At 60.7% G+C, this 17,303-nt stretch carries 16 protein-coding genes and 1 pseudogene; 8 read left to right on the top strand and 9 right to left on the bottom strand.

Annotated elements, in window-relative coordinates:
- Positions 1-37: 37 nt before the first annotated feature.
- The 8 genes from JHW44_RS13920 to JHW44_RS13885 are packed head-to-tail and all read right to left on the bottom strand — an operon-like array spanning position 38 to position 8,335.
- The gene (locus JHW44_RS13920; RefSeq protein ID WP_089345931.1) at positions 38-1,462 is read right to left on the bottom strand and encodes a hypothetical protein; all 1,425 of its coding nucleotides are present in this window, start codon (positions 1,460-1,462) and stop codon (positions 38-40) included.
- Positions 1,463-2,224, bottom strand: coding sequence for an enoyl-CoA hydratase/isomerase family protein (locus JHW44_RS13915; RefSeq protein ID WP_089345930.1), 762 nt, complete (start codon positions 2,222-2,224; stop codon positions 1,463-1,465).
- Entirely contained in the window at positions 2,221-3,084 is an 864-nt protein-coding gene (locus JHW44_RS13910; protein ID WP_089345929.1) for a MaoC/PaaZ C-terminal domain-containing protein, read from the bottom strand. The genes JHW44_RS13915 and JHW44_RS13910 overlap by 4 nt, the downstream gene beginning before the upstream one ends.
- On the bottom strand, positions 3,074-5,194 hold the full coding sequence (locus tag JHW44_RS13905; protein ID WP_089345928.1) for an acetate--CoA ligase family protein: 2,121 nt from the start codon (positions 5,192-5,194) through the stop codon (positions 3,074-3,076). Before JHW44_RS13905 ends, JHW44_RS13910 begins: the two co-directional genes overlap by 11 nt.
- A complete protein-coding gene (locus JHW44_RS13900) occupies positions 5,191-6,345 on the bottom strand; it encodes a thiolase (protein ID WP_089345927.1) in 1,155 nt (384 codons plus the stop codon). The genes JHW44_RS13905 and JHW44_RS13900 overlap by 4 nt, the downstream gene beginning before the upstream one ends.
- A complete protein-coding gene (locus JHW44_RS13895) occupies positions 6,342-6,722 on the bottom strand; it encodes a Zn-ribbon domain-containing OB-fold protein (protein WP_089345926.1) in 381 nt (126 codons plus the stop codon). Before JHW44_RS13895 ends, JHW44_RS13900 begins: the two co-directional genes overlap by 4 nt.
- Positions 6,723-6,745: 23 nt before the next feature.
- Positions 6,746-7,165, bottom strand: a complete 420-nt coding sequence (locus JHW44_RS13890) for a PaaI family thioesterase (RefSeq protein ID WP_089345925.1) — start codon at positions 7,163-7,165, stop codon at positions 6,746-6,748.
- A gap of 3 nt (positions 7,166-7,168) precedes the next feature.
- Positions 7,169-8,335 carry an acyl-CoA dehydrogenase family protein gene (locus JHW44_RS13885; RefSeq protein ID WP_089345924.1) on the bottom strand — a complete coding sequence of 389 codons (1,167 nt, stop codon included), beginning with the start codon at positions 8,333-8,335 and terminating at the stop codon, positions 7,169-7,171.
- 90 nt (positions 8,336-8,425) lie between these two features.
- Between JHW44_RS13885 and JHW44_RS13880 the strand changes: the two genes are divergently transcribed.
- The 7 genes and pseudogenes from JHW44_RS13880 to JHW44_RS20480 form a co-directional block, all read left to right on the top strand.
- Entirely contained in the window at positions 8,426-9,202 is a 777-nt protein-coding gene (locus JHW44_RS13880) for an IclR family transcriptional regulator (RefSeq protein ID WP_179217797.1), read from the top strand.
- A gap of 30 nt (positions 9,203-9,232) precedes the next feature.
- Positions 9,233-10,153 (top strand): SDR family NAD(P)-dependent oxidoreductase, encoded by a 921-nt coding sequence (locus tag JHW44_RS13875; protein WP_089345922.1) that lies wholly within the window; start codon positions 9,233-9,235, stop codon positions 10,151-10,153.
- Between the two features lie 207 nt (positions 10,154-10,360).
- A complete protein-coding gene (locus tag JHW44_RS13870) occupies positions 10,361-11,524 on the top strand; it encodes an acyl-CoA dehydrogenase family protein (protein WP_089345921.1) in 1,164 nt (387 codons plus the stop codon).
- The gene (locus JHW44_RS13865; protein ID WP_089345920.1) at positions 11,524-12,618 is read left to right on the top strand and encodes a CaiB/BaiF CoA transferase family protein; all 1,095 of its coding nucleotides are present in this window, start codon (positions 11,524-11,526) and stop codon (positions 12,616-12,618) included. Before JHW44_RS13870 ends, JHW44_RS13865 begins: the two co-directional genes overlap by 1 nt.
- 2 nt (positions 12,619-12,620) lie before the next feature.
- Positions 12,621-13,472: an HTD2 family dehydratase gene (locus JHW44_RS13860; RefSeq protein WP_089345919.1), complete on the top strand. Its 852-nt coding sequence runs from the start codon at positions 12,621-12,623 to the stop codon at positions 13,470-13,472.
- The gene (locus JHW44_RS13855) at positions 13,466-14,266 is read left to right on the top strand and encodes an HpcH/HpaI aldolase/citrate lyase family protein (RefSeq protein WP_089345918.1); all 801 of its coding nucleotides are present in this window, start codon (positions 13,466-13,468) and stop codon (positions 14,264-14,266) included. Before JHW44_RS13860 ends, JHW44_RS13855 begins: the two co-directional genes overlap by 7 nt.
- 209 nt (positions 14,267-14,475) lie before the next feature.
- Positions 14,476-14,685, top strand: a pseudogene (locus JHW44_RS20480) (IS6 family transposase); the annotation flags it as partial.
- Between the two features lie 63 nt (positions 14,686-14,748).
- On the opposite strand, the gene JHW44_RS13845 reads toward JHW44_RS20480, so the two are convergent.
- Positions 14,749-15,873, bottom strand: a complete 1,125-nt coding sequence (locus JHW44_RS13845; RefSeq protein WP_245847434.1) for a Hint domain-containing protein — start codon at positions 15,871-15,873, stop codon at positions 14,749-14,751.
- Between the two features lie 289 nt (positions 15,874-16,162).
- Here JHW44_RS13845 and JHW44_RS13840 point away from each other — a divergent pair, with 289 nt between their 5' ends.
- Positions 16,163-17,179 carry a helix-turn-helix domain-containing protein gene (locus tag JHW44_RS13840; RefSeq protein ID WP_089345916.1) on the top strand — a complete coding sequence of 339 codons (1,017 nt, stop codon included), beginning with the start codon at positions 16,163-16,165 and terminating at the stop codon, positions 17,177-17,179.
- Positions 17,180-17,303 lie beyond the last annotated feature (124 nt).

Raw genomic sequence — 17,303 nt, 5'->3', positions numbered from 1 at the left:
GGATAGGCAACCATGCCCATTTCGGCCTGTTGCAATCCTAGACTGCGCCGGACCAGATCAGGGTTGTCAGGAACAGCAGCCAGACGAACAGGATGGCAAGGCAATAGGGTCCGTTCCAGACAAGCCCGATCCTGCTGGTGCTACGCTCCATGATCGTTCCTGCGATCACCAGTGTCGTGATCAGAGGTGACAAACCGATTACCGCGGTCCAGCCCCCGGTGATTGCCAGCGCGATGGCGGCATTGCTTAATCCCGGCACGGCAAGCTGCGCGGCAATTGCGCCAAAGACCGAGGCCGTCACAATCGGATTCACTCCACAGAAGGCCAGCGCCACCGTCAGCAGGCTCAGCCCAAGTGCAAGCGCGACCGGTCCCAACCCCATTGCAATGATTGTCGCGCGAAAATCTTCGATCGGAATGATCGCCAACAAGATCACCGGCAGGAATCCCGCCGCGGCAAAAACGCCAACCTCGGCGCCAAGATCCGACAGGCGCAGCCAGGTCATGCGCGACGCCGCCACGACCCCGGTTGCCGCGCCGCCCATTGCGCGGCGACCGGCAGAGGCCGCCCACAGCAAGGCATATGTCGGCACCATGAGGATCAGTGCCTGTTGGAAGCTAAGCGACGTCAGCTCATGTATCGTCACGATGCCCGCACCCAAGGCCAGAACATGCGCCACCATCAGCGCGGCGCCGCGCCAACTGCCCTGTGGCGGACTGGGGCGCGGCAACCCAAGGCGCCGGAAACGTCGCCCGTCGATGCGGTCAAAGCCCCAGCCTATGGCGATGAACAGAAAGGACATCGCGAAACCGACAGGGCCAAAATCCATGTAAGAGACACCCGGCAGCGTGATCAGGATCGCATTGGTCGCAAAGCCAAAGGGCGACCACAGCGAGATCATCGAAAATCCCCGAACCACCGCCAGCGTCATGCGTCGCAGCCGTGCCTCACGAGCCGCCTCAGGAAGATTGGCGGTGGCCGGCGTGGCCATCGAGCGTTTGACCAGATCCAGCAGCAATGCAAGACCACCGAAATTGATCAGCACTCCGAATAGATGCCCACCCATAGTCATGGCAAGATAGCGCCGTGATGCGGGCTGGTTAGTGACATAGGCCCCGGCCTGCAACACTTCCGGCGCGATGGCAGCCGCAGAGCGCAAGGTTCCCAGCATCGCGATCAGGGCCGACAGGAAAAGCATCCGGTCCATGGCCTGCCACAGCGCCTCGGTCAGCACGCCGCGCGAGAGCGCCACCCCCAGCACAATCACCGAAAGCAGCAACGGCACCCGGTTAACGGCCTTCAGCTGCCGGCGGGCCAGAAACAGAAACATGATCAGCGCGATCACCGCCAGGCATGTCAGAACTCGTGACTCGACGAAGACCAACAGCAGCGAGACCGCCATGACAAATGCAATGGCGGCACGGCGAAGCGTCATCGACAGGGACACGTCATCCCCGGCCATTCAGCATCCGCGAAACTGTGGCGGCCTCTTTTCGGCGAAGGCTGCCCTCCCTTCGGCTGCATCAGCACTATTGATAAGCATGGGTTGAACCGCCTGCTCATATTCCAGCGCGGGCGAAAGGTCGCGGGCGAACCAATCGACAATGAACTGCCTTGCCATGGCCGGACCCTCGGCCTCTTCCAGCACAAGGGCTACAGCGGTGTCGAGTGCACCACCCACATCCGCAAGTTCATCGACGATACCAAGCTCATGCGCCTCGGGCGCGCCGACGACGCGATTGGTCAGGATCAGCCGCCGCGCGCGCGCCGGGCCGACCCGTGCAGGCAGCGTGCTGAGCAATCCCAGATCCGGCATGAGCGCGATCTTGGTAAAGCTGGCCACGAAACGAGCATCGCGCGAGGCGACGACCGTCGGGCAGGCCATCGCCAGCGAAAATCCTCCGCCTGCGGCCCAGCCCTCGACAGCGGCAACGAGCGGTTTTGGAAAGCGCGCCATCCGCGATACAAGATCGCTGATCACCGCGAAGCGCGCACGATGGGCCGCCAGACTGCGCTCGCCCTGATCGCGAATATCGCCCCCGGCCGAGAAATGCCCGCCGGCCCCTGTCAGAACAACGGCCCGCACGCTGTCATCCGCCCCCGCCTCGGCCAGCACCGCAAGAAGGTTCTGGCGCGTTGCATGGCCGACGGGGTTGCGCCGGTCCGGCTCGTTCAGCGTGATGACAAGAACCCCGTCATCGCCCTTCTGAGTGTCGATGCTCATAGTACCTCCCTCATTTTGAACAGCCCGTTGCCGATCGCGACCTTGTCCCGCTCCAGCACACGGGTGCGGAATGACCCGTCATTCCAGATCTCCGTGCGCAGCGTTTCGCCGGGATAGACGAAGGCGGTAAACCGCGCATCCATCGCCCCGAAACGGTCGGCGTCATAATCGCAGATCACCGCCAGAAGGGCATGGGCCGCGCATCCAAAGCTGCAAAGCCCGTGCAGGATAGGACGTTCAAATCCCGCCCTCGCAGCAACACGTGGATCAAGATGCAGCGGGTTCGGATCCGCATTCCACCGGTAATACAGCGCCTGTTCGGGGCGCGTCGGCGTATCAAAGACATGATCCGGCTCTGTTTCGGGCAGATTGTGCGGTTTCCGCACCGGCCCCTCCGGCCCGCCAAACCCGCCGTCGCCACGCAGAAAAGTCGTTCCACGGCAGGTTGCAAACAGCCCACCCGTATCGGCGTCACGTATCTCCTTTTCGGAATAAAGCAGGGCGCCGCGCCCCTCGCCCTTGTCGACAAGCCCCGTCACACGGGTCTTGGCAATCACTGTCCCCTCGGCGGGAAGTGTGCGGTGGATCGTCATTCCCTGTTCGCCATGAACCAGTTTGAGCGCATCCACCCCGGTTTCAGGACGCCCGAGCCAGAAACCCGGATGGCCCAGAATATTGGCCATGGCCGGCATGGCGCGGCGGTCATCCTCAAGCCCACCCACATAGGCAAGTTGGCGCATGTCAAGCGGATCCTGCCCGATGCCGATGCTCAGCCCGAAATGCGCGACTTCGGCCGGACCATAGCTTTGCCGCATTTCGGGAATGTCGAAATTCATCAGACGATCATATTCAATGGGCATGTTCTGCGACCTCCTGCCTGTCCAGTTCGATGACCGCATCCAAGGCAAAGGCGCCCTGCCCCTTTGGCATCGCCAGCACCGGGTTGAGATCGATCGACACCAGCCGCTCACCCGCCCCGGCCGCAAAGACCGACAGCCGCGACAGCATTTGCGCCAGGGCGTCGATATCTGCCGGAGTCTGTCCGCGCGCGCCCCTCAGGATCGCGGCGCTGCGGATCGAGAGGATCATCTCGCGTGCGACCTCGGGACCGAAGGGGCAGGCCCGCAAGGAAACGTCGTTCAGCACCTCGACAAATATCCCGCCCAGACCGAACACCGCCACCGGCCCAAAGGTCGGATCGCGATGAATCCCCATCAGGCATTCGATGCCACCCGACAGCTGTTTGGCGACCAGAACTCCGGTCACGGCCGCATCCAGCGCATGGGCCTGTGCCGCTGACAGGATGGTGTCATAAGCTTCGCGCACGGCACAGGCATTCGCAATATTCAGCTTGACGGCCCCGATATCCGATTTGTGCAGAATGTCGGGCGACAGGATTTTCATGACGACAGGATAGCCAAACGCCTCGGCGGCCAGAACTGCGGCCTCGGCCGATGTCACGGCCAGTTCGGGCGCTGCAGCAATTCCGGCTTTTGCCAGCAGCGCCTTGGCCTGCGCTTCATCCGGCGTTCCCTGGGGCAGCGTCACCGGCCTTGCCTCGGGCTGGAGAAATGTTGCCCCATGCGCCTGATCCGCCCCATGACGCAGAACGGCGTCCAGCGCCCGCACGGCACGGCAGGGATCGTTGAACACAAGAATGCCTGCATCATCATAGCGCGCCAGAACCTCCGGCGCACCCAGGGCGCAGAAGGCGATGATTCGGTCAGGATATGCCGCCCGCAATGGTGCCATGGTTTCAAGGATCACCTCCGTCATGGCCTTGCTTCCAGCCACATAGGTCAGAAAGCACAAAACCGCACCATAGCCGCCCTCCTCCAGCCCGCTGCGGGTGAACAGTTCCAGAAGCGAAGGGTCGTTCAGCGCCTGAGCCGTGCAATCCAGCGGATTGACCGGCGAGGCATAGGGAAGCGCCTGCCTCAGAGCGGCCTGCGCCTTGTCAGGCATGGCAGGCATCGGCAGGCCGACGCGTTCGGCCTCGTCGCTGGCGACGATCCCCGCACCACCGCTGACCGTCACGATGCCAAGCGAATGCCGCGTCGGGAAAATCATCTTCGATGCGGCATAGGCGATATCCATCATCGTCTCGGGGTCACGCAGGATGACCACCCCATGTTCGGACAGCACCGCATCCGCCACCATCGCATCGCCGGTCAGCGAGGCCGTATGGGACGCGGCCGCCCGTGCCCCGACAGCCGAGCGGCCCGACTTGATCGCCAATACCGGCTTGCCCTTGGCGCGCGCAACATCAAGCGCAGCAAGCAGCGCGGGCGCGTCATTGATCGCCTCCATATAGGTGCAGATCACGTCGGTCCCGTCGCTTTCGGCCATCCAGCGGATCGCCTCGGCCACCGTGATATCGGCTTCGTTGCCAGTGGTGATCAGAACCGAACAGCCCAGCCCGCGGTCACGCGCCAGCGCACCAAGATGGGCGCCGAAGGCCCCGGATTGGCTGGCGATGCCGATATTGCCGGGTCTTGGATATCCGGTATCAAGAGACGAGGAAAAGGTTCCGTAGTATCCGATATCGACATTGTAGACCCCTAGTGTGTTCGGTCCCAGAATCCGCATTCCGTGGCGGCGTGCCAGCGTCACCAGCTGCCGCTGAGCGGTCTCGCCCGCCTCGCCAACCTCGGCAAAGCCGGCAGAGAAAAGCGTCGCGGCCTTGCATCCTTTTTGGCCAAGCGCCTCGATGGTTTCGGGGACCAGCTTGGCGGGTACCGCGATCAGCGCAGCATCGGGTATCATTGGCAGATCGTCCACGCTGGCAAAACATGGCAACCCCTGAACCGTGTCGCGCTTGGGGTTGACCGGAAGGATATGCCCGGCATAGCCCGCCCGCAGCATCGCCGCGATGGGGCGACCGCCAATCCGCGTCACATCTTCGGACGCACCGATTACCGCCACCGAGCGCGGGGCGATCAGTCCGTCAATATGCAGAAGATCCGTCATATCACCGCCTCGGATCCAAGAATTGCCGTGCATTGGCTGGACAAGGTGCCACCATTCCCGTGACAAAGCGCCAGATTGCAGTCTTCGATCTGCCGTTCGCCAGCTTCGCCACGGATCTGAGCTACGGCCTCGGCGATAAGAAACAGCCCGTACATGCCCGGATGCACGCAGGACAGCCCGCCGCCATTGGTATTGACCGCGAGCTCGCCGCCTGGTGCGATGCGCCCATCCTCGACGAAACGTCCACCTTCACCCTTCGGACAGAAGCCCAGATCCTCCAGAAACAGGATCGTGTTGATGGTAAAGGCGTCATAGACCATCACCAGATCCAGATCCGACTGGCTCACCCCGGCCATCTGCATGGCGCGTGGTCCGCTATCGGCGGCGGCAGTGGTGGTCAGATCGGGCATCGCCACGATCGAGCGGTGGTAATTCGCGCCACCCGCACCAAGGAAATAGACCGGCTTGCCCGGCAGATCCTTGGCGCGATCGGCCCGCACCAGCACGCAGGCAGCAGCGCCGTCGGTCACAAGGCAGCAATCGGCCTTGGTCAGCGGATCCGAAATCATCCGCGCAGACAGAACCTCGTCCTTGGTCAATGGCCCGCGGGCAAAGGCCTCGGGGTTGAGATTGGCCCAGCCGCGCGCGGCAAGTGCCACATCGGCCAGTTGTTCCCGTGTGGTGCCGTATTGCGCCATATGTCTGCTGGTCGCCAACGCATATGCGGTAATCGGATGACGGGGTTTGTAGGGGGTTTCATGCCACTGGGGCTCGCTCATCGAGACCAGCCGTCCGCCCGCAGTGCGCTGGTTCGAGCCATAGCAGACCAGCGCAGCGTCGCAGAGCCCGGCTTCCAACGCCAGCGTCGCCTGCAGCAGATGCATCTCGAAGCTTGATCCACCGACATTGGTCCCATCAAAGAATCTCGGCCGCAGCCCCAGATATTCGACGACGCTCATGGTCGGGAAGGCGTGGCTGCTGGTCGCAGCGAAGACGCCATCAATATCCTGCATCTTCAGCCCGGCATTGGCGACCGCAGCGGCCGCAGCCTGCCCCAGCAACTCCATCGCCGAAAAACCAGGTGCCTCTCCAACCCCGGCCGTCGCCATTCCGACAATGGCCGATTTACCACGAAGACTCCGATCGCTCATGCTGCGCCCTCCTTGACCAGATCAAAGACCACGCGCGGACCTTCCTCAGTTGTCTCAATCCGCGCCTTCACGCGCGCCCCGATCTCTCCCGTCTCTTCCTCCGGCAGCGTCGACATCATGCGCACGCCTTCATCCAGCTGGACCAGCGCCACATTCCAGGACCGGTCGCGGGCCCGGTTCACCGTAATTGCATAAATCGTTCCCGTACCCTTGGCCTCGACCCAGTGCAGGTCCGTCGCCCCGGAGGGTGCGACCACGCGCGGCCAGAACACATATTCTCCGGTGCTTTCGGCGCGCTGGATCATGAACCGGCCTTGCGCAAGATAGGCCTCATAGATGGCCTGTGGTCCGGCCTCCTGCCTCTCCATATCGGTCATCGCTCCTCCCCTTTCGTGCTTTGTCATTTGTTCCAGCCCAGAAACATGTGGGTCTGGGTCGTGACGCCCACGACCTTTCCGTCGCCCCGCGTCATGGTGACCTGCAACACCGATGTTGCGCGCCCGACATGAAGCGGCTCGCAGCGTGCGGTCACCGTGTCGCCCAGTCTGACCGGGCGGATGAAATTGGTTTTTGCCTCTACGGTGGTGTTGGAAATCTCTGCCGGACTGCTGATGAAAGTCGCGGTGCCAGCAGCAGTATCCGACAGGGTCATCAAGGCGCCGCCATGCAGAACGCCGTTGCGATTTGACATGTCCTCGGTCACCGTCATCGTGCAGACGACCTCTTCCGGCGTGCAGGTGACGATCTCGATCCCCAACAGGGCCGAGAATTTCGACTGGGGCGGCATTTCCGCAAGGCTGCGGGTTCGATGCGAGGCCATCGGTCAGCCTGCCCGCTGCATCAGCGTGCGTCGCGCAATCACCAGCTGCTGGATTTGGCTTGTTCCTTCATAAATGCGCAGCAAGCGGATGTCGCGATAGAGCCGCTCGATATCGTATTCCGCCATATAGCCCGCGCCACCATGGATCTGCAGCGCCCGATCGGCGATCCGCCCGGCAGCCTCGGTACAGAAATATTTCGTGCAGGATGCTTCGAGGATTGCCTTGCCTTCGCGGTCGAATGTTTCGGCCGTCGCGCGAACAAGTGCGCGGGCTGCCTGAAGTTCCGCCTGACTGTCGGCCAGCATCCCCTGCACCAGCTGATGTTCCCCGATCGGCTTTCCGAACTGTTTGCGTTCAAGCGCGTAATCCGTGGCAATATCAAGCATCCGCTGGCTCTGACCCACGGCCATTGCGCCGACATGGATCCGACCACGGTCAAGCACCTTCATCGCGGTTCTGAAACCCTGATGAAGCCGCTCGCGGCCACCCAGGATGGCGCTTTCAGGCACCCGCACATTCTCGAAGATGACATCCGAGGTCTTTGTTCCCCGCTGGCCCATCTTGCGATCCGGTCTGGCTACGGTAATTCCCGGCGTATCTGCCGGCACGATAAAGGCCGAAACCCCATCCGCGCCGTCCTTCTGCGGATCGGTGCGGGCAAAGACCGTAAAGACGCCAGCGCGCACGGCATTGGTGATGAAGCGCTTGGTGCCATTGATGACAAAATCGCTTCCATCGCGACGCGCCGAGGTGCGAACCCCACCGGCATCCGAACCAGTGTCAGGCTCGGTCAACGCGAAAGAGGCGATGATGTCGCCGCTTGCGATACCGGGCAACCAGCGCCGTTTCTGCTCTTCGGTGCCATCCATCACGATACCCTGCGAACCGATGCCGACATTGGTGCCGATCAACGACCGGAAGGTCAGCGAGGCATAGCACAATGTCTCGATCAGCCGCGCTTCCTGTGACACATTCACGCCGATGCCGCCGTATTCCTCGGGCGTTGAAAGCCCGAAAAGTCCCATATCCTTCATCTCGGCAACGATCTCTTCGGGAATGGCGTCCTCCTCCTCGACGCGACGCTCTGCAGGGATCAGCCGTTCACGGGCGAATCTCTCCACCGTCTCCACAAGCTGTTCGAAAACATCAATATCCACACCTGTTGGCATCGTTCCTGCCTCCCTCCGCAGAACTCCAGTATAGTCTTGCTTTAGCAGCGCCATTCTGTATAGTAAATCATATTCTACATGAGGAATGAAATGACCGAAGATCCCGGACAGAAACTTGTACCCGCCGTTCAGAATGCCGTACGCATCCTGCGCATGCTTGCCATGCTGGGGCGCCCGATGGGCGCCACCCAGATCGCACGGGAGACAGGGATGAATGTGTCTTCGGCTTTCAATATCCTGCGAACCCTGAGCCATGAGGGGCTGCTCAGCTTCGATCCCGAGGCCAAGACCTATCGGATCGGGATGGGGTTGATGGAATTCGCGGTGCCGCTGCTTGGCGCCAACCCCGCCGATGTGATCCGCCCGACCCTGACGGCCATCGCGCGCGAGCATGAGACGATGATCGCCCTCTGGCAGTTCACGCGCAATGCACGCATCGTTCTGACCGACCGCTTCACCGCCCCCAATATTGTTCATGCGGTGCTGGCCCAGAACAGCCGCCTGCCTGCGTTTTCAGGCGCAATCGGCCGCTGCTATGCGGCGACTCTGGAACTGAGCGAGGCGCAGACCCGCAAAGGATTCGACACTGTGCGCTGGCAGGATGCCCCGCGTTTCGACAGCTATTGGCAGGATGTTCTTCAGGCCCGCAAGACGCGTACCGCCTATGATCTCAGCCAGTTGTATCGGGGCCTTGATATCGTGGCGTCCCTGGTTCGCGACGCCAATGGCATGCCCCGGCTGGGCATGAGCAGCATCACCATTTCGGGACAGCAGTCGAAAGAGAGACTTGCCGATATCGCTGCGGCGTTGGCCGGTGCGGCGGCCCAGGTCGAACGCTGCGTCTTCGGTCGCCCCGTCGAGAACTGAAACAAATTCCCAAGACAAGACGGAGGAGACATGTCTGAAATGAAAGCCCTTGAAGGGAAGGTCATGCTTGTGACCGGCGCTGGTGGCGGCATTGGCCGCGCCATTGCAATGGAGGCCGCCCGTGCCGGTGCAGCCGTGGTCGTCAATGATATTGGCGCGTCACTGGACGGCCAGCGTGAATCCAGTGCAGCTGCGCAGGAAACAGTTGCCGAGATCGAAAGGACAGGCGGACGGGCCGTCGCCAATGGCGATGATGTCACCGACCCGTCAGGTGCGCAGGCAATGGTGAAACAGGCCACTGATGCGTTCGGCAGGCTGGACGCAGTGGTCAATAATGCGGGCATTCTGCGTGACTGCTTTTTCCACAAGATGACCTACGAAAACTTTGATGCCGTGGTGAAGGTGCATCTTTACGGCACGTTCAATGTCAGCCGCGCCGCCGCCGATGTCATGCGGGAACAGGGGTCAGGCAGCCTGATCCACATGACCTCGACTTCCGGGCTGATCGGAAATCTGGCGCAGGCCAATTACTCGGCCGCCAAGCTGGGAATCACCGCCCTGTCCAAATCTCTGGCGCTGGATCTGAGCCGCTGGAATATCCGCTCGAATTGCATCGCGCCCTTTGCCTGGAGCCGCATGACCTCTTCAATCAAGGTCGACAGCCCGGAACAGGAAGAACGGGTCAACAGGATGAAGGAAATGTCGCCAGAAAAGATCGCACCTCTGGCGCTCTATCTTGCATCGGATGACGGCGCGGACACGACCGGCCAGATCTTTGCGGTGCGCAACAACGAGATCTTCCTGGTCTCGCAGCCCCGACCAACCCGGTCGGTGCATCGTGGCGAAGGCTGGGATCTCGACTCGGTGCGAAACCATGCCATCCCGGCACTGCGCGGCAGCTATGTTCCGCTTGATGTCTCTGCGGATGTCTTTTGCTGGGATCCGGTCTGACAGGACCGGACGCGCCGCTACCTTCAGGTACTCTACCACGATCAGGGCGGCCCGGTGCGATCCGGGCCGCCTTTTCTCGTTCTGCGCAAATTCATGCCATTTCGGCATTTCTGTCAGTCCATTCAGATATTTGATTTATGGGTTGCAGGGCTCGATGATCGGAAAAACGGCAGAGACCCGCGTCTCGACACCTTGGAGGAGGTACAAGTGTACGATCACATCGGCGACGATTATCAGGACATCCGGGACGCGGTGCGTGCGCTCTGCGCCGATTTCCCTGACGAATACCATCGCAAGATCGACGAGGCCCGCGCCTATCCCGAAGAATTCGTCACTGCGCTGACACAGGCTGGATGGATGGCCGCGTTGATTCCCGAGGAATATGGCGGGTCGGGCCTTGGCCTCACCGAGGCGGCCGTGATCATGGAAGAGATCAACCGCGCGGGTGGCAATTCGGGAGCCTGTCACGGGCAGATGTACAATATGAACACGCTGGTGCGTCACGGTTCGCAAGAGCAGCGGCAGCGCATCCTTCCCAAGCTGGCCTCGGGCGAGTTGCGCCTGCAATCCATGGCCGTGACCGAACCCACCACAGGCACCGATACCACCCAGCTCAAGACCACGGCGGTCAGAAAGGGTGACCGCTATGTGGTGAACGGCCAGAAGGTCTGGATCAGCCGCGTCCAGCATTCCGATCTGATGATCCTGCTGGCCCGCACCACGCCGCTGTCAGAGGTCAGCAAGAAATCCGAAGGTCTGTCGATCTTTCTTGTCGACATCAAGGAGGCCATGAAATCGGGAATGGAAGTGCGCCCGATCCCGAACATGGTGAACCACGAGACCAATGAGTTGTTTTTCGACAATCTCGAAATCCCCGAAGAGAACCTGATCGGCGAAGAGGGCAAGGGGTTCAAATATATCCTGACCGGCCTGAACGCTGAACGCACCCTGATCGCGGCCGAATGTATCGGCGATGGCTACTGGTTCACTGATCGCGTCGTGAACTATGTCAGCGAACGCAAGGTTTTCGGGCGTGCCATCGGGCAGAACCAGGGGGTGCAGTTCCCCATCGCCGAAGCTTTCATCGAAGTCGAGGCCGCCAATCTGATGCGCCAAAAGGCCTGCCGGCTTTATGACGCGGGCCAGCCCTGCGGCGCCGAGGCCAACATGGCCAAATATCTGGCTGCCAAGGCCAGCTGGGAGGCGGCCAATGCCTGTATCCAGTTTCATGGCGGCTTTGGCTTCGCCAGTGAATATGACGTCGAGCGCAAATTCCGCGAAACGCGGCTTTATCAGGTGGCGCCGATCTCGACCAATCTAATCCTGTCCTATGTCGCCGAGCATGTGCTTGGCCTGCCGCGGAGTTTCTGATGCGCCCACTTGAAGGTATCAGGGTCGTCGCCATCGAACAGGCGGTCGCGGCGCCCTTCTGCACTTCGCGTCTTGCTGACGCCGGTGCTGAGGTGATCAAGATCGAACGTCCCGAAGGCGATTTCGCGCGCGGCTATGATGACGTGGCGAATGGTCAGTCCAGCTATTTCGTCTGGCTTAACCGGGGCAAGACATCGCGTACGGTCAATCTGGCCTCATCGGCAGGACGCGAAGAGCTTGCCCGATTGCTTGAAACATCCGACGTGCTGATCCAGAATCTCAAACGAGGTGCATTGGCCCGACTGGGCTTTGGTTTCGACCGCCTTGCGCAGGATTTTCCCAGATTGGTCACCTGTTCGATCTCGGGCTATGGTGAAGGCGGACCAATGGCCGACCGCAAGGCTTATGATCTTCTGGTGCAGGCGGAATCGGGCCTCTGCTCGATTACCGGCGGACCATCCGAACCTGCACGGGTGGGCATCTCACTGGTCGATATCGCCACCGGCGCGACCGCTCAATCGGCCATTCTCGAGGCGCTGATCCGCCGTGGCAAGACCGGCACGGGGGCGAATATCTCGATCTCGATGTTCGACGTGATGGCCGACTGGCTGACCGTTCCCCTCCTCTGTCACGAAGGCGGCAAAAGCCCCAGACGCGCCGGGCTGGCGCATCCCTCGATCGCACCCTACGGCGTTTTCAGCGCAGACGACGGGACGCAGGTGCTGCTGTCGGTGCAGAGCGACCGTGAGTGGCGAAAACTCTGCACGGTGTTTCTTGGCAATGCCGATCTCGCCGATGACCCGCGCTTTTGCAGCAACGTCACACGGGTCGCCAATCGCGATGAAACCGATGCACTGGTTGCCGCAGCCTTTGCAGGGATGACCGGGGATGAAGCTGTCGCGACGCTGCTGCGCGCCGATGTTGCCGTGGCGCTTGTCAATGACATGGCGGGATTGGCCACCCACCCGCATCTGCGCCGCATCACCGTCGAAACGCCGAACGGAGCGGTTTCCTACCCGGCCCCTGCGCCGATCTGGGATGATGAGCTGCGCCAATACGGGCCCGTTCCCGCGCTGAACCCGCTGGAGTGCTGACCATGGTCACGACACCTGAACTCGACCTCGACCATCTGCGCAGCTGGATCGGGCGCGAAGAGCAGCAATCCGAGTTGCTGACCCCGATGATTGTCCAGCGGCTCCTCGCGACCCTCGACCGTGAAGGGCCAACAGAGAACGGTGCCATCGCACCGCTGCTTGTCCATCATTGCCTCTGTCAGTTCCCCGCCCCGACCGCCGCGCTTGGCCCGGACGGCCATCCACCGCGTGGCGGTTTTCTGCCCCCGATCCCACTGCCTCGGCGGATGTGGGCAGGGGGCGAACTGGCATTCAAGTCAGACGCGAAAGTCGGGGACGTCATCACCCGGAACTCTGTTATTGATGACGTGACGCTCAAGCATGGGCGTTCGGGCAGACTGTGCTTCGTTACCATCACCCATCGCTTCAGCAGCGCCGGTCGCGAGCTGATAAGTGAACGCCAGGACATCGTCTATCGCGATATTTCACCATCCCGCCCAGGCGCATCATCATCGCTGCCGGCGGCTCCTGAAGGCAGCGAACAATCCAGCATCAGCATGTCGGCGGAGCGCTTGTTCCGCTATTCCGCGCTGACATTCAACAGCCACCGTATTCATTATGATGTCCCCTATGCCACCGGCGAAGAGGGCTATCCCGGTCTGGTGGTCCACGGACCATTGCAGGCAATGTTGCTGGCACAATATGCACAAGACCTTCAGGGTCCGGCGCTGCGCCGGTTCCGGTTCCGCAGCCATTCGCCGGTTTTCGGTGGCGGCGCATTGCTGATGAATGCGCACAAGGTCGACGGCGGGCTGGATCTGTGGACAGCCAGCCCCGACGGTCCCATCGCCATGCAGGCGCGCGCGGAATGGTAGCTCTTGACCTGATCCGTGCGCCACTCTTCGTGCCAGCCAACCGGCCCGAGCGCTTCGCCAAGGCTGCCGCAAGCCAGACCGATGCCGTGATCCTTGATCTGGAGGATGCAGTCGGCCCCGAGCAGAAGGACAAGGCCCGTTCCCAATTGCGTTGCGATTTCACCCAAAAGCCGGTGCTGGTAAGGGTCAATGCCTGTGGCACGCCATGGCATGAAGACGATATGGCCGCCATCAGCACCTTTCCGTTCGCCGGAATCATCCTGCCAAAAGCCGAAGACCCCATGGTGGGCGCGACGCTATCGCGGGCGGGCGCGCGAAAGATGCCACTTTTTCCGCTGATCGAAACCGCACGCGGCCTTGCTCAAGCCAGAAATATCGCGGCACATGCAGGGGTGCAGCGCCTGGTCTTTGGTTCGATAGATTTCTGTGCCGATCTGGGCTGTGAACATCGCCGCAAGATCCTGCTGCCAGCGCGAAGTGAACTGGTTCTGGCGTCTCGACTGGCAGGCAGGGCCGGACCGATTGACGGTGTAACAGCCCGGCTGGACGACTGCTCCGAAGCGCGTACTGATGCCGAACATGCATGCGCGCTTGGCATGACCGGCAAACTCTGCATTCATCCCCGACAGGTGCCCGAGGTACTTCTGTGTTTCGCGCCATCGGCCTGGGCAGTTGACTGGGCAAGGCGGGTGCTGGACTCGGGTGACGGGGCGGTCGCCCTTGACGGGGCCATGATCGACGAGCCCGTCCGGCTTCGCGCCCGACAAATCATCGCAGCCATGAGCAAGGGCTGATCGCCTCGGTCGGGATCGTCAATTTGTTGCCCGGCGTCGAAGGTGGCTGTGCGCTACCGCCTTTCACGCGGTCATGCTGTTCGCGCAGTCGTCCCAGCGCCCGAACGCGGTGGCCATTCAGGCGCGGTGCGGAAATCTGACTGATCATCGCCCGGAGCGACCCAGCCGCCCTGGAAAGAGCAATAGCTTGACGATCCCGACACGGTTGCATGACCAATGCCCGCCTCCATCGTCGCGACCGTTTCCCGTCTGACATGATTGCTCATGCCGTCGGGCTGTATTTCCGGTTTCCCCTGAGCCTGCGCATGGTCGAAGATCTGCTGGCCGAGCGCATCATCATGCCCCGTCAGACGGTGTGGGCATGGGCCAGAGATTTCAGGCAGGAATTCGCGAAAACGATCCGCCAGCGTTCGGCTGGCCTCGGTCAATTTTATTTTAAGGTTTGCGACCGAGGCCAGACGATTTTCGGACAGGTTGCTCGGTTAGGCTGCGACCAGTTCCATGTCGTTCTTGATGTGCCGCTTCACCATGTTCCGTGCCACGCGACCTGAGACAAGAGTTCGTGCAGGTTCAGGTCGATAGTCACGATCTTTCAGTTCCGGGAAGATTCTAAAAATCTCGGCCCGTGCAGCCGCGTCTACCGATTTCAGAGCCTGAGGCCCGGTGTAGAAGGCTTCACTCTCCGCACCGTTGGAGAGCACGATCTCATGCCGGTCAAAGAGGATGTGGAAATACCGCACTTCTTCCAGATCGGCAGCGATCTCGACACCGTCCAGCTCCAGAAGCTGTTTCGCGGCAACCAGAATCTCTGAAGCGCCGAACATTCTGTTCGCGATTTTCGACCGCACAAGGATCCGGTGCTGTGGAGAAACGACCAGATCCGAAGATGGGGTTCCCGCCCCCAAGGCGCCAGCCTTGATGCGGACAGGGCGCAGGTTTTCATGGCGCGCAAGGACGGCCGGGCTCAGTGTCTGGCTGCTGATCCAGCGGATCGGCTGTGGGCCATGATCCTTCGTCAGCACAATCTGACCGACGCGCAGATCCTCGACCCGCATGGGGCTGTTGCCTGTTTCAATCAGGGTGCCCGCAGCAAAACAGACAGCACCGTCAAATGCATCTTCACCCTCATCAAAAGTCGGCGCCCCCTCGCCGCCGGGATCGCGGTTGGGCTCATAGACAACATCGGTCGGGACATCACTGAACGTTCCGTCGAAATCCAGCATGATATGCTCACCGCCAATCTCGAGAACAATGTAATTGTCACCGATACCCAGGCCGTTCACCAGGTCGTTCTTGGGCGTCAATTGGGCGTAGATTTCGGTCCAGTGGCTCGGATCGTCATCTTCACGCGGATCTCCATCCCCGGTATAGGCATCCAGGGACCAGAACTGACCATTGGCAAACTGATCTGCACCGTTCAGCTGCCAACCGTTCAGGCGGTAATACTCGGTTTCTGTCCCCAGATATGTATTCAGATCCGTCACATCTGGCGCGTACAGACCGAACCCCTCATCACCGGGATTGATCCCCGGGGGATTGGTGGGCTGATTGCCGATATAGCCCAGCATTTCTTTGCTAACATAGACGGTTTGTTCAATGGTCGGCATTATCTACTCTTTTGGGCTAGGTGACGTGAGGCTTCCGAAGAACGCAGAGAACAGATGAACTACTGCGTCACATGCCGCGCACTTACAGGGTCGGGAAAACTCATGCTCGGCCCTGCATCCCAAAAGTTTCGGCCTGGCGTCCCAAAACGGCCGGGTTAACTTATGTTGCAAATACACAACATTCAGTGGCAGTCTTGCGCCTGCTGACTACAGTGAATTGCGGCTGGTTTTCTTGAAAAGATAGAAAGCAACTGCTTGACCAAAAGAAACTTTACATGAGCAATCCCCGATGAATCCTGTATCCGGGATGATCTCCGTTTCGGCAGGCATGCTGGAAAAATGCCATCGAACCGAGTTCTGGCGATCATTGAGCTCCCCACTTTATGATGTGTCGCCGCTGAACGACGATCAGGTGATTGAAGGTCGGCTCGATTCGCGCCTGATGGGGTCGTTCATGATCGGAAAGCGATGGTTCGACGCGCGCGTGAACCTGCGCGATTCTCTGCGCATCGCCCAAGGAGGGATGGACGGCTATCAACTGGAGCTTTTCCTCGAAGGCAGTCTTGTCAGTGATTGCGATGGAACCGATATGCATCTTGCCCCTGGCGATATCGGGGTCTTTGACTTTGCGCGGCCGCATCGCAGCCGGCATACGGCGGGCACCAGCCTGATGGTTTACATGCCACGCGAGCGGATGGACGCGGCAACAGGTGGGCGCTCGATCCACGGCCGGGTTCTGCGCGCGGGAGAGCCCGGTACGCGCCTTGTCACGAGCGTTCTGCACGGGCTTTTCGACATCATGCCGGACCTGCCGGAGCAGGACGCCATCGCTCTCGACGACACGATGATGAATATGCTGGTCGCCAATGTCGCAAAGCAGCCATTGGATAACGAAGACAGAAACGGTGCGGGACATGCGGGTCTGCGCCGCGAAATCCTGAATTTCATTCGCCACAACCTGCGGGATCCCGACCTGGGGCCGAACATGCTGGCTGATCACTTCTGCATGTCTCGCAGCCAGATCTACCGCATGTTTCCGGGCCGTGGTGGAGTCGGACGTGTTGTTCGCGAAGAACGGCTGAAACATGCCCTTCACGACCTGTGTCGGCATCACAAGCTTTCGATAACCGCCATTGCTTATGATTACGGCTTTTCCAGCAGCAACCAGTTTCTTCGGGCGTTTCGTAGCCATTTCGGCATGACCCCGAGCCAGGCGAGGCAGCGGTCGGCTTCAACGGTTCCATATTTAGAGGGACCCAAACTTGCTATGCACATCGCCCAACTCGCTGCGGACATTTCGTGTTGAGTAGGCCAATGCGATGAGACACTTACAACAACTCGAGATAACGCCATTTATCCAAGGCGGCAGCGCGGAGCTCGCGAAATTCTGCGGATGTCATGTGGTACTGTCGCAAACTTTCGACTTTCTG

It is taken from the genome of Paracoccus seriniphilus (assembly GCF_028553745.1).
Taxonomy (GTDB): Bacteria; Pseudomonadota; Alphaproteobacteria; order Rhodobacterales; family Rhodobacteraceae; genus Paracoccus; species Paracoccus seriniphilus.
The sequence above is the reverse complement of the archived record's forward strand: the minus strand, read 5'-3'. Positions and strand labels throughout refer to the sequence as shown.

Excerpts from the sequence above, each read along its gene's own strand:
- JHW44_RS13920 (WP_089345931.1), bottom strand. The coding sequence starts at position 1,462 with ATGGCCGGGGATGACGTGTCCCTGTCGATGACGCTTCGCCGTGCCGCC.
- JHW44_RS13915 (WP_089345930.1), bottom strand. The coding sequence starts at position 2,224 with ATGAGCATCGACACTCAGAAGGGCGATGACGGGGTTCTTGTCATCACG.
- JHW44_RS13910 (WP_089345929.1), bottom strand. The coding sequence starts at position 3,084 with ATGCCCATTGAATATGATCGTCTGATGAATTTCGACATTCCCGAAATG.
- JHW44_RS13905 (WP_089345928.1), bottom strand. The coding sequence starts at position 5,194 with ATGACGGATCTTCTGCATATTGACGGACTGATCGCCCCGCGCTCGGTG.
- JHW44_RS13900 (WP_089345927.1), bottom strand. The coding sequence starts at position 6,345 with ATGAGCGATCGGAGTCTTCGTGGTAAATCGGCCATTGTCGGAATGGCG.
- JHW44_RS13895 (WP_089345926.1), bottom strand. The coding sequence starts at position 6,722 with ATGACCGATATGGAGAGGCAGGAGGCCGGACCACAGGCCATCTATGAG.
- JHW44_RS13890 (WP_089345925.1), bottom strand. The coding sequence starts at position 7,165 with ATGGCCTCGCATCGAACCCGCAGCCTTGCGGAAATGCCGCCCCAGTCG.
- JHW44_RS13885 (WP_089345924.1), bottom strand. The coding sequence starts at position 8,335 with ATGCCAACAGGTGTGGATATTGATGTTTTCGAACAGCTTGTGGAGACG.
- JHW44_RS13880 (WP_179217797.1), top strand. The coding sequence starts at position 8,426 with ATGACCGAAGATCCCGGACAGAAACTTGTACCCGCCGTTCAGAATGCC.
- JHW44_RS13875 (WP_089345922.1), top strand. The coding sequence starts at position 9,233 with ATGTCTGAAATGAAAGCCCTTGAAGGGAAGGTCATGCTTGTGACCGGC.
- JHW44_RS13865 (WP_089345920.1), top strand. The coding sequence starts at position 11,524 with ATGCGCCCACTTGAAGGTATCAGGGTCGTCGCCATCGAACAGGCGGTC.
- JHW44_RS13860 (WP_089345919.1), top strand. The coding sequence starts at position 12,621 with ATGGTCACGACACCTGAACTCGACCTCGACCATCTGCGCAGCTGGATC.
- JHW44_RS13855 (WP_089345918.1), top strand. The coding sequence starts at position 13,466 with ATGGTAGCTCTTGACCTGATCCGTGCGCCACTCTTCGTGCCAGCCAAC.
- JHW44_RS13845 (WP_245847434.1), bottom strand. The coding sequence starts at position 15,873 with ATGCCGACCATTGAACAAACCGTCTATGTTAGCAAAGAAATGCTGGGC.
- JHW44_RS13840 (WP_089345916.1), top strand. The coding sequence starts at position 16,163 with ATGAATCCTGTATCCGGGATGATCTCCGTTTCGGCAGGCATGCTGGAA.